The sequence below is a fragment of the Lentzea sp. NPDC020367 genome, from assembly GCF_044387305.1.
Classification (GTDB): Bacteria; Actinomycetota; Actinomycetes; order Mycobacteriales; family Pseudonocardiaceae; genus Lentzea.
On the sequence record NZ_JBIRVV010000004.1, the window covers coordinates 835,166 to 846,926 of the forward strand.

Sequence of the window (11,761 nt, forward strand, 5' to 3'; positions counted from 1 at the left end):
CGGCAAGAACCGTTCGGGTCGATACGGTGCCGCAGCGGGATCCGGGCGTGGTTCGGACTTCGTTCGGGAAACGTCAAGATCGCGGGGTTGTTCACCGTTGTTTCTTCAGCTCACGGCCTCGACCGTGAAGAACCTTCTCCGGCTAGAACAGGCGGCAGGAGAAGGGGGAGCACCATGAGTGAAGAGGTGGGTCTGCCGCGATCGTCGCTCTGACGACGTCATCGCGGGCAGGGCGGGGTGGGGTCGATGTCCGGAAAGTGGCGGTTCCAGTCGGGGGCGGACAGGGGCGGCGACACCGTGGCGCAGATGCGTGCGGCAGCGTGCTCGGCATCGGCCTCCCACGCTCGAACGGTCCGGTCGCCACCCGCGCTGAGCAGCGTGTGGCCGTCGGGCAGGAACGCCAGCGCGTACACCCGCTCGGTGTGCCCGGACAGGGTGGCGAACGGGGTGCGGTCGGCCACCCGCCACAGCCGCACGTCGTGGTCGGCGCTCGCGCTGGCCAGGGTGGTGCCGTCGGGGGAGAACGCGATGGCGTGCACGGTGTCGGTGTGGCCGGTCAGCTCGGCCGTGAGGGTGCCGGCGGCGACGTCCCAGATCCGGACGGCGAAGTCCGTGCTGCCGGTGGCGAGGAGCTTGCCGTCCGGGCTGAACGCGACCGACTTGACGGCGTGCGTCTGGCCGGTGAGGTGGGTGATCACCCGGCGCTGGGCCACGTCCCAGATCCGGGCGCTGAAGTCACCGGAACCGCTGGCCAGGAGGCGGCCGTCGGGGCTGAAGGCGAGTGCCTCCACGGTGTCCGAGTGGCCGAGCAGGGTGCCGAGCGAGGCGCCCGTCGCCGCGTCCCACAGCACGATGGTGCGGTCGGTGCCCGCGGTGGCGATGGTGGAGCCGTCCTGGCTGATCGCCATGGCGTTCACCGCGTCGGCGTGGCCCGCGAGGTCGGGGAGCTTCACCGGGGTGCCGCTGATGTCCCACCGGTGCACGCGGTGGTCGGCGCTGGCGGCCAGCAGGATCTTGCCGTCGGGGGAGAACCTGACCGTGTTGACGGCGTCGGCCGGCCCGGTCAGGACGGTGCGGAGCCGGCCGTCCTGCCACAACTTCACCGTGCGGTCGTAGCCGCCGGTCGCGACCATCTTGCCGTTCGTGGCGACGGAGTAGACGGAGTCGCTGTGGGCTTGCAGCAGCTCGCCGGGCAGGTCCCAGAGCCGGACGGTGTGGTCGTCGCTCGCGGTCGCCAGCGTCGATCCGGCGAACGCGGCCGCGACGACCGCGGCGGTGTGGCCGGTCAGCACGAGCGGGTCGGCCTGGCCGAGGTCCCAGACGCGCGCGGTGCGGTCGACCGAGGTGCTCGCGAGCAGGCCGTCGGGGCTGAACGCCAGGCCGCGCACGACGTCCGTGTGCCCGGACAGGATTCGCGGCTCACCGCCGTTCGCCGGCCAGACCTGGACGTCGCGGTCGCGGCTGGTGGCGATGCTCTGCCCGTCCGGGCTGATGGCGACCGCGTGCACCGGGCCCTTTCCGGCGAGCACGCGCGAGGTCGGGGTGCCGGTCAGGTCCCACAGCAGCGCGGTGCCGTCGTTGGCGCCCGCGACGAGTTTGGAGCTGTCCGGGCTGAACGCGAGCGAGATGACCGCGTCGGAGTGGGGCAGTTCGGCGATCCGGCGCGGCTGGCGCAGGTCGGTGAGGTCCCAGAGCCGGACGATCCGGTCCGTGCTCGCGGTGGCCAGGATCCGGTTGTCGCCGCTGAACGCCACCGCGTTGACCTGGTCGTTGTGCGTGATGGTGGCGAGCACGTCTCCCGTGCTCGAATCCCACAAACGGGCCGTGTGGTCCCATCCGGCCGTGGCCAGGAGCGCACCGTCGGTGTTGAACGCGACCTTGACGACGTTGTCCGTGTGGCCGTTGAGCGTCGAGACGTCCCGCGGGTGGTGCGGGTCGGTGAGGTCGACGACCTCGACCGTGCGGTCCTTGCTGGAACTGGCGAGCAGATGGCGCCGCGGTGAGTACGCGACGGCGTTGACGTTGTCGCGGTGGCCGGTCAGGCGGGTGGCGTAGAACGGCGTGAACGCGCTGAGCACGGCGCTGCGGGCGTCGGGCGTGGGGGAGAGCCGGTAGGCGGCGAGCGCGAGCTGGGCGGCCTGCGCGGGATCGGTGCCGCGCAGGCGTTTGGCGTCCTGGGCGACCTTCTGCGAGAGCGCGCTGTTGCGTTGCTTGGTCGCTTCGGACGAGGCCTGCATCGCCGTGACGCTGATGCCGGTCGTGATGATCAGGAGCAGGGTCAGCAGGCCGACGAGGACCTGAAGGCGCCGCCTGCCTTGGCGGGTGCTCGCGAGTTCGGCGGACTCGGCGGTGACGCTGGCGGTGAGGAACTCGCGTTCGCGGGCGGTGAGCGGGTGCGGCGGGTCCGTCAGCCACGGGCGGAACGACCCGAGGCGTGCGCCGCGCACGAGCGCGCCGGGATCACGGTGCAGCGACTCCCACACCGCCGCGGACTCGGCCAGGTCGCGGTGGGCGCGCAGGCCGTCGCGGTCGGCCGCGAGCCACTCGCGCAGGCGCGGCCAGCAGCGGATCAACGCCTCGTGCGTGATCTCGATCCGGTCGTGGTCCACGGTGATCAACCGGTGCGTCGTCAACGCTTCCAGGACCAGCGCGGCGTCCGGTTCGTCGTCGAGTTCGCCGCGGGAGATCCGGCGTTTGGTGTCCTCGGTGCCGTCGCCGATCGCGGTGAGCCGGATGAACAGCGACCGCACGACCTCCTGCTGCCGTTCGGTCAGGCCGGCGAACACCGACTCGGCGGTGCGGGTCAAGGCTCCCTCGAACCCGCCCGCGGCGCGGAAACCCTGCAGCGTCAGGGTGTTGCCCTTGCGGCGGTGCCAGGTCTCCAGCAACGCGTGGGAGAGCAACGGCAGCGCGCCCGCCTGCTCGACGCAGTTCGCGACGAGCTCGGCGACCAGCGCGGTCTCGACGGTGTGCCCGATCCGCCGGGCGGGCTGGATGATCGCGGCGCGCAGCTCGTCGGTGCTCATCGGGCCGACGGTGATCTGGGCGCTGCCCATGGCCTCGACCAGCGCCGGGAAGTCCGTGCAGTGGCCGTAGAAATCGGCCCGCACGCCCAGCACGACCCTCCGCGCGGTCAGCATGTCGACGAACCGCCTGCGGGTGTCGCGGTCCTCGCAGAGGGTGAAGATCTCCTCGAACTGGTCGACCACGAGAACGGTGTCCGGCTCCGCGTCCTTCAGCGCCCTGGCGCACTCCTCCAGCGGCGCCGGACCGGGCGTGAACAGCACCGCGTGGTCGCCCAGCCGGGGCATCAGACCGGCCCTGAGCAACGACGACTTGCCGGCACCGGACGCGCCGACGACCACGACGACCCGGTCGTCACCGACCTGGCGGGTGAGCCGGTCGATCAGGCGGTCGCGGCCGAAGAACCGTTCGGCGTCCTGCTGCCCGAACGCGGTCAGCCCCGCGTAGGGCGAGCCGACGTCCTGCTCGGGCTGGGTTTCGTCGGCGGCCGTGGCGTACCAGCGGCGTTCCCACTCCTCCTCCGACCCGCCGCACGCCCGGACGTAGGCGAGCGTGACCTGCAGCGTCGGCAGCTTGCGCCCGGCGGCGGCCTGGGACAGCGCCGCCTCCGAGTAGTGCGTCACCGAACTGAGCTGGCGGTAGGTGGGGCTGCCCGCCCTCTCCCGCAACGACCTGAGCTCCCGCGCGAACGTGAGCACCGCCGAGTCGCCCGTGTCGAGCGGTCTTTCCTTGCGTGGCATCCCCGGATCCCCCTCGTGCTTCCCGGGAGAAGAACCCTAGTCGCAGAAACTGTTGATCGTGGCGGTCAGCACCTCTGTCAGGCGGTCGAGGGAGGCCAGGTCGACGTACTCGGTGGCCGCGTGGGCACCCGCGCCGTCGACGCCGAACAGCAGGCAGGGGATGCCGGCGCGGTCCAGCAGGGCGCAGTCGGTCCAGAACGGCTCGGCGCGGATCACGGGTGGCTCGCCCAGGTTCGCGATGAGCGTGCGGACGATCTCGGCTTCGGGGTCGGCCTCGAACGGGTCCCTGGCCAGGCCTCGGGTGAGCGTGGCGGTGAAGTCCGGGACCGTCTCGGTGAGGTGGTCGAGGATCGCGCGCAGCTCGTCCTCGGTCTGCTGCGGGGATTCGCCGGGGACGGTGCGGCGTTCGAGGGTGATCCGGCAGGTCGCCGGGTAGGTCGAGGCCTCCTCGCCGCCGCTGATCAGGGACGCGTGGACCGTGCCGGTACCGAGCAGGTGGTGCTTCGGGCCGTCGGCGAGGTCTCGGCCGAGTTGTTCCAGCGACACCAGGAAGTGGCCTGCCTTGGCAATCGCGTCGATGCCCAGCTCCGGCCGTGACCCGTGGGCCGCCCTGCCTTGGATCTCGACGTCGAACCACACGAAACCCTTGTGCGCCAGCGTGACCTCGAGGTGGCTGGGTTCGGTGACGACGGCGGCGTCGGCGGTGAAGTGGTCCAGGACCTCCTCCGTGCCGGAGCTGCCGTGTTCCTCGTCGGCCACGCACGCGACGATCACGTCGCCGCGCAGCGGGCGTTCGGTGGCCCTGGCGGCGGCGATCATCATGGCCGCGATGCCGCCCTTCATGTCGAACGTGCCGCGGCCGAACATCCTGCCGTCTTTGATCTCCGGTTTGAGCGGGTCGCCGTCGTAGCCCGCGAGGCCGACCGTGTCGAGGTGGCCGTTGAGCATCAACGACTTGCCGCCGCCGGTGCCCTTCCTGACGGCGACGAGGGACGGCCTGCCCGGTCGTCGCTCCAGGCGGTGGACCTCGAAGCCGTTGCGCTGGAACCAGGTGGTGCAGAAGCCGGCGATCTCCTGCTCGCCGTTGCCACCGGGGACGAGGTCGGGGTTGACCGAGTCGATGGAGATCAGGTCGGCCAGCAGGTCACGTGGGTTCACGGGCGTCCTTCGGTGCTGATGAGCACGACGGTGGCGAGGTCGCCGAGCTCGTTGCGGATGGCACGTAGTCCGGCGAGAGGGGCGGCGCCGCACGGTCCTGAGTGGACGTTCTGCGCGTGGAGGTCGTGCATCGCCTTGGTGCATTCGGCTTCGGAGATGGACACGGCGGCGTCCAGGCCGTTGCTCAGGTACGGCCAGGCGGTCGCGGACGGGGTGCCGCAGTTGAGTCCGGCCATGATCGTGTCGCCCGTGGGGATGGTCTTGAGTTCGCCCGCTCGCAGGCTTTCCAGGACGCAGGCGGCGTTGTCGGGTTCGACGGCGAGGAGCCGCGTGCGGGAGTCGCGGCTGCGGTAGTGCGTGATCACGGCCTGGGCGAACGAGCCGACGCCGACCGGGACGACAACCAGGTCCGGTTCCGCGTCGAGCTGCTCGTCGATCTCGTGGCAGAGCGTGCCGTAGCCCTCGACGATCCAGGCCGGGATCTCCTCGTAACCGGGCCAGCCCATGTCCTGCACGAGGATCCCGTCCGCCGCGGCGGCGCCGGCGACCGCGTCGTCGTACGTACCATCGACGACGGTGACCTCGGCGTTCTCCGTCCGGATGGCCTCGATCGCCTGGGCGGGCACGGTGTTCGGGACGAAGACGTGGGCTCGCTGGCCGCGCAACCGGGCCATGCGGGCGACCGCGCGGCCGTGGTTGCCGTCGGTCGCGGTGGTGAGCGTGACCGGCCCGGTTCGATCCTGAAGAACGCGGTGAACGGCCCAGGACGCGCCCAGAGCCTTGAAAGCGGGCAGGCCGAGCCGGGAGGATTCGTCCTTGACGAACAGGCGGCCGATCTCGAGCTCCGCGGCGAGAGCCGGCAGTTCGGTCAGCGGAGTGGGCGCGTAGTCGGGCAACCGGGCGTGGAAGTCCCGCACCTCGGTGGGCGCGGGCGGGCATAGCCAGCTGCGGGCTTCTGGCCGCGAGAACTTCATGAAGGACAGCGTGCTGGTGGCGCGGATCATCGGTCCAGCGCATGTTTTCGACGTGTATCGGTGGAAGAATCCGAAGAGTGGGCGAGGAGGAGGTGCCGGATGAGCGACGAGGAGCTGATCGTCGAGTTCGCGTTGACCCGCCTCGACCACCCTCTTCTCGACCTGGAGGAGGTCGCCGCGCTCGTGGTCAGGCGGGGCGGGCCCGAGCGCATGGTCGAGTTCGCCGGGCAGACCCTGGTGCACCGCGACGAGCTGCGGGGAGCGGTGTTCGAGGCGGCCGTCGAGCACGTCCTGCGCGTGGTGCTGATGCTGCGCGGGCCGCGTGACTAGAGCTCGGCGGCGGTCTGCTTCGTGAGCTCGATGACGCGGGTGGCCAGCGGCGACAGCGTCAGGTTCGCCTGCCAGGCCAGGTAGATCTCGCGCGGGGCCAGCGCCGGTTCGAGTTCGTGCGTGGACAGGTCGTCCTCGACGTCCAGCGCGAGTCGCGGCATCACGGCGACGCCCATTCCGGCGCGGACCATCGAGATCACGCCCCGGTTGTCGGCCGTGCGGAACACGATCAGCGGCGCGACCCCGGCGTCGGCGTAGACCCGTTCGACCCTGGCCTGGTCGCAGATCGGCGGCTGGGCGACCATCGCGGCGCCGTGCAGGGCCTGCAGCGGGACCGGGCCCTCCGGGAACTGGCTGCGGCGGGCGACCAGCACGTACGGGTCGTCGAGGATCTTCACCTGCTCGGCGTCCCTGACCCGTCCGTCGAAGAAGACCAGGTCCAGGCCGTCGGCGCTGGGCTGGTCGGTCTCCTCCTCGAACAACCGGATGTCGGCGCCGGGGTGCTCGGTGAGGATCTGGCGCACCACCGCCGGGAGGATCACGTTGGTGACGCTCTGGAAGGTGCCGATGTCGACGCGGCCCTCGCCTGCCTTGAAGCGTTCGACGGCGTCCTCGGTGGCGGCGGCTCTGGCCAGGAGTTCGCGTCCGTGGGCGAGCAGCACCTCGCCCAGAGGGGTGAGGCGGACCGGTTTCGGGCCGCCCGGGCGGTCGAACACGGCGCCGCCGACGGCCTTCTCCAGCGCGGCGACCTGCTGGCTCACGGCCGACTGCGTGTAGCCGAGGCGGTCGGCGGCCTTGCCGAAGGTGCCCTCGGCGGCCACCGCGTCCAGGGTGGCCAGGTGGCGGAGGTCCATCACGGCCTGACTATAAGCTTTGCTGGTTATCCTGAGTAGAATCTATCGCTTTTGTTAATGCTCTTCGGTTTCTAGCGTTGCTCTCATGAACCCACGATGTGCTCTCTGGTTGCCGCTGTTCGACGCGCTCGCCGATCCGTTGCTCATCGCTCGCCTCGCCGCCGGGGCCGAGGAGGCGGGCTGGGCGGGGCTGTTCGTGTGGGACCACGTCCGCTGGCGCGAGCCGGTCACGCACGTGGCCGATCCGTGGATCACGCTGGCCGCCGTCGCCTCGGCCACCTCGCGGCTGCGGTTCGGGCCGATGGTGTCGGCGGTCGCCCGCCGGCGGCCGGTGAAGCTCGCCCGCGAGACCGCGTCGCTGGACCTGCTCGGCGGTGGGCGGCTCGTGCTCGGGGTGGGGCTCGGGAGCGACCGGTTCGCGGGTGAGTTCTCGCGGACCGGGGAGGAGTGCGACGACCGGGTGCGCGGCCAGATGCTGGACGAGTCGCTGGAGATCCTGCGGGCGGCGTGGTCCGGGGAGGTCGTGCATCATCGCGGTGCGCACTACACAGTGGACGGTGTGACGTTCCTGCCTCGGCCCGTGCAGAGGCCTGGTGTGCCGGTGTGGGCCGCTGGGTTTCCGGGGAAGGTGCGGCCGATGCGTCGTGCCGCTGCCTTGGACGGCTTCTTTCCCGTGAACCTGTCGTCCGCCGGTGAGTTCGCTGAAGCGGTGGGGCAGGTGGAGGCGCTGCGGACGGGTGACGGGCCGTTCGACTACGTCTGCGAGGTCTCTCCTGGTGAGGACGTCACGCCGTACGCCTCGGCCGGGGCCACCTGGTGTCTGACCGCCTTCGACCCGGCTTCCCTGTCCGTGGATCACGTGCGTGGCGTGCTGCGCGATGGACCGGCGGTGCGGTGATGCGCGTCAACGGGGTGGAGCTGTGCGTCGAGACGTTCGGGGATCCTGCCGATCCGGCTGTGCTGCTGATTCACGGCGCGTGCGCGTCCATGTTGTGGTGGGAGACTGAGTTGTGTGCGGCGATCGCGGCGCGCGGGCGGTTCGTGATCCGTTACGACAACCGCGACACGGGGCTGTCCGTGAGCTATCCGCCCGGTGAGCCGGGGTACGCGCTGTCCGACCTGGTGCTGGACGCCGTGGGGATCCTGGACGCGTTGGGCGTGCACCGCGCCCATGTGGTCGGACGGTCGATGAGCGGGGCCATCGCGCTGGCGTTGGGCGTCGATCACGCGGACCGGGTGCTGTCGCTGACGTTCGTGGCGACCACGACCGGCGATCCGGACCTGCCGCCGATGACCGAGGCCTTTCTGGAGGCTTCGAGCGCGGAGTCTTCGTCCGATGTGGAGTCCATCGTGTCGGTGCTACGGGCATATGCGGGCACTTCGCCGTACTTCGACGAGGACGCCGTGCGTCTCTTGGCTGTGGAGGACGTGGCACGGACGGTGAACGTGGCGTCGGCGATGACCAACCACTTCCGCATGGAGTTCGACGCACCGCGTGGGGGCGGGTTCGGGGACGTCGTCGCTCCCACTTTGGTGGTGCACGGTTCGCTCGATCCGGTCTATCCGCCTGCGCACGGGGAAGCTCTGCGTGACGCCGTGCCGGGTGCGTCCCTGCTGGTCCTGGACTCGGTCGGGCACGATCTGCCACGTCCGGTGTGGCCCGTGTTCGTCGACGCCCTGGTGGAGCACACGGCTTGAGCGGTGCTCGATCGCGGCTGCACGGAATTGTCAGGGGTGCCGGGTAACGTCCCGTTCATGAGTGCTGCGGGGGATCGGATTCAGGAGCTGGCGGCGCGGATCGTCGAGCTGCGTGACGCGTACTACCAGGGCGAGCCGCTGGTGGCGGACGCGGAGTACGACGCGATCGAGGACGAGTTCCGCGGTCTGGTCGCGAAGCACCCGAAGCTGGCGCCGAAGGACAACCCGCTCGACCACGTGGGTGCGCCGTCGGTGCTGCACGCGCCCGTGCGGCACTCACGGCCGATGCTGTCCTTGGAAAAGGCGAACAAGCCAGAGCAGGTCGAGTCGTTCTTCTCGCGGTTCCCCGGCCAGCCCGTGGTCGTCATGCCGAAGCTCGACGGCCTGTCGCTGGCGCTCGTGTACGAGAACGGCCGGCTCGCGCGCGCTGTCACCCGTGGCGATGGCACGACGGGGGACGACGTCACCTTCCTCACGCGCGCGCTGTGCGACGGCGTGCCGGACAAGGTGGAGGCGCCGGGCCGCGTCGAGGTGCGCGGCGAGTGCGTGATGCTGCGCTCGACTTTCGACACGTACAACGCGGCGCACCCGGACAAGCCGCTGATCAACCCGCGCAACGCCGCCGCGGGCACGTTGCGCGCGAAGGACCCGAAGGCGGTCGAGGGCCGGCGCATGCAGTTCTTCGCGTTCGACCTGACGACCGAGCCGGAGAGCGCCGACTCCGACCTCGACGCGGGCCTGCGCAAGCTGGGCTTCAGCGTGGCGGAGATGAAGCACTGCTCGACCGCGGCCGAGGCGCAGGAGCTGATCGGCGGCATCGAGCAGGCCCGCAACTCGCTCGACTACGACCTCGACGGCGCCGTGCTGCGCCTGGCGAACCGCGACGCGTTCGCCGCCGCGGGCACCCGTTCGTCGTCTCCGCGCGGCGCGATCGCCTACAAGTTCGCGGCCGAGGAGAAGACGACGGTGCTCAAGGACGTCGTCTGGGACGTGGGCAAGACCGGCAAGATCGCGCCGGTCGCGTGGCTGGAGCCGGTGTTCGTCGGCGGCACCACGGTCACCCGCGCGACGCTGGCCAACCAGGAGGTCATCCGCTCGAAGAACATCAAGATCGGCGACACGGTCCTGGTCCGTCGCGCGGGCGACGTGATCCCGTTCGTCGCGGGCGTCCTGGACGAGTCGAAGCGCACGGGCGACGAGCGCGAGATCGTCCCGCCGTCCGACTGTCCGTCGTGCGCGCAACCGCTGACCGAGCAGGGCAACAGCCGTGAGCTGTTCTGCACGAACGCCGTCTGTCCCGCCCAGACCGTGCGCCGCCTGATCCACTGGTCGTCGCGCGCCGCCGCCGACATCGACGCCATCGGCCAGGTGTGGATCGAGCGCCTCGCCGAGACCGGCGACCTGGTGAACCCGTCCGACTTCTACACGCTCACCAAGGAACGCCTGCTGGAGTTCGACCGCGTGGGCGAGATCTCCGCGACCCGCATGATCGAGTCGATCGACCGCAGCCGCGCCGTGGGCCTGCGCCGAGCCATGATCGGCCTCTCGATCCCGATGGCCTCGGAAGGCACCGCGGCCCGCCTGTGCCGCGCGGGCTTCGGCTCCCTGGAAGAGGTGGCGGACGCGGGCGTCGAGAAGCTAGTCGCCGTCGAGGACATCGGCCAGAAGGTCGCCGAGTCGATCAACTTCCACCTGGCCCGGCTGCGCCCGGAGATCGAACGCCTCCGCGAACGCGGCGTCTCCCTGGAGGTCCGCCAGGAGGACCTGCCACCGGTCGTCGTCGCCGGCGCACCCCTGGAGGGCAAGTCCGTCGTGATCACCGGCTCGATCAGCGACCCGCGCTCGGGCGAGAAGGTCACCCGCCCGACGTTCCAGAAGATGTGCGAACGCGCCGGCGCCACCGCCGCGTCGTCCGTCTCGGCCACCACGGACCTGCTCATCACGGGCGAGGGCGTGGGCGCGAGCAAGCTGACGAAGGCGGAGAAGCTCGGCGTCGAGGTGGTCGACCAGGGCGAGATCTGGACGAAGCTGATCGCGGCCGGAGTCGCCTGACCCGCTGATGTGAAGAAGCCCCCACGCTGCCTGGGGGAGGACGGCAGCCTGGGGGCGAGTTAGGTGGTCGGTGCGGCGGTCGCCTCTCGGCGGTGGGCACGACGCGGCTCCGGGTGAACGGTGTTCCGCGAGGGCGTTTGTGTTGGGGCCCGGGGACTCGTTCCGCGCCGACCGTCTCGTACAACGGTGCGGGGTTCCGTTGTGTTTCCTGGTGATCTGTGTGCTCGCTCACCGCTCGGAGTGCTGAGTTCCTGGCTTCGCAGGGGATCGAGCGTGTCCGGTGGGGAGGAAGACCCTCAAGCTGTCTGGGGGGTCCGGCTTGAGGGTCGAGTTCGTGGTCGGTGCGGCGGTCGCCTCTCGGCGGTGGGCACGACGCGGCTCCGGGTGAACAGTATGCCGCGAGGGCGTTTGTGTTGGGGCCCGGGGACTCGTTCCGCACCGACCGTCTCGTTCAACGGTGCGGGGTTGTGTGGTGTTCCCGGTGTGCTGTGTGTTCGCTCACCGGTCAGTTGACATCTAATTCCCTGCTGCGCAAGGGAATGTCGGTGAAGGGGAAGACCCTCAAGCTGTCTGGGGGGTCCGGCTTGAGGGTCGAGTTCGTGGTCGGTGCGGCGGTCGCCTCTCGGCGGTGGGCACGACGCGGTTCCAGCCGAACGGTATGCCGCGACGGCGATTCTGTTGGGGCCCGGGGACTCGTTCCGCACCGACCACCCCGTACAACGGCGCGGGGATCCGTTGTGTTCCCGGCGTGCTGTGTGCTCGCTCACCGGTCAGTTGACATCCAATTCCCTGCTGCGCAAGGGAATCCCAGTGAAGAGGTAGACCCTCAAGCCGTCTGGGGGGTCCGGCTTGAGGGTCGAGTTCGTGGTCGGTGCGGCGGTCGCCTCTCGGCGGTGGGCACGACGCGGTTCCAGCCGAACGGTATGCCGCG

General features: G+C 70.4%; 8 protein-coding genes. 4 read left to right on the forward strand and 4 right to left on the reverse strand.

What is annotated here, in order from left to right; all coding sequences use genetic code 11:
• Window positions 1-218: 218 nt before the first annotated feature.
• From ACH413_RS21370 to ACH413_RS21380, 3 genes are read right to left on the reverse strand one after another with little or no spacing between them, the layout of a single operon-like run.
• Window positions 219-3,764, reverse strand: coding sequence for a helix-turn-helix domain-containing protein (locus ACH413_RS21370; RefSeq protein ID WP_360035299.1), 3,546 nt, complete (start codon window positions 3,762-3,764; stop codon window positions 219-221).
• 36 nt (window positions 3,765-3,800) lie between these two features.
• Window positions 3,801-4,922 carry an ArgE/DapE family deacylase gene (locus tag ACH413_RS21375; protein WP_360035296.1) on the reverse strand — a complete coding sequence of 374 codons (1,122 nt, stop codon included), beginning with the start codon at window positions 4,920-4,922 and terminating at the stop codon, window positions 3,801-3,803.
• Window positions 4,919-5,926, reverse strand: a complete 1,008-nt coding sequence (locus ACH413_RS21380; RefSeq protein ID WP_360035294.1) for a pyridoxal-phosphate dependent enzyme — start codon at window positions 5,924-5,926, stop codon at window positions 4,919-4,921. Before ACH413_RS21380 ends, ACH413_RS21375 begins: the two co-directional genes overlap by 4 nt.
• A gap of 69 nt (window positions 5,927-5,995) precedes the next feature.
• Here ACH413_RS21380 and ACH413_RS21385 point away from each other — a divergent pair, with 69 nt between their 5' ends.
• A complete protein-coding gene (locus ACH413_RS21385) occupies window positions 5,996-6,226 on the forward strand; it encodes a hypothetical protein (protein WP_360035291.1) in 231 nt (76 codons plus the stop codon).
• Here ACH413_RS21385 and ACH413_RS21390 read toward each other — a convergent pair.
• Window positions 6,223-7,080, reverse strand: coding sequence for a LysR family transcriptional regulator (locus tag ACH413_RS21390; protein ID WP_360036059.1), 858 nt, complete (start codon window positions 7,078-7,080; stop codon window positions 6,223-6,225). The two genes, ACH413_RS21385 and ACH413_RS21390, sit on opposite strands and share 4 nt — an antisense overlap.
• An 85-nt stretch (window positions 7,081-7,165) precedes the next feature.
• Here ACH413_RS21390 and ACH413_RS21395 point away from each other — a divergent pair, with 85 nt between their 5' ends.
• From ACH413_RS21395 to ligA, 3 genes are read left to right on the forward strand one after another with little or no spacing between them, the layout of a single operon-like run.
• Window positions 7,166-7,978 (forward strand): LLM class flavin-dependent oxidoreductase, encoded by an 813-nt coding sequence (locus tag ACH413_RS21395; protein WP_360035288.1) that lies wholly within the window; start codon window positions 7,166-7,168, stop codon window positions 7,976-7,978.
• The gene (locus tag ACH413_RS21400; RefSeq protein WP_360035285.1) at window positions 7,978-8,778 is read left to right on the forward strand and encodes an alpha/beta hydrolase; all 801 of its coding nucleotides are present in this window, start codon (window positions 7,978-7,980) and stop codon (window positions 8,776-8,778) included. The genes ACH413_RS21395 and ACH413_RS21400 overlap by 1 nt, the downstream gene beginning before the upstream one ends.
• 57 nt (window positions 8,779-8,835) lie before the next feature.
• Entirely contained in the window at window positions 8,836-10,830 is a 1,995-nt protein-coding gene (gene ligA / locus ACH413_RS21405) for an NAD-dependent DNA ligase LigA (protein ID WP_360035282.1), read from the forward strand.
• Window positions 10,831-11,761: the final 931 nt, after the last annotated feature.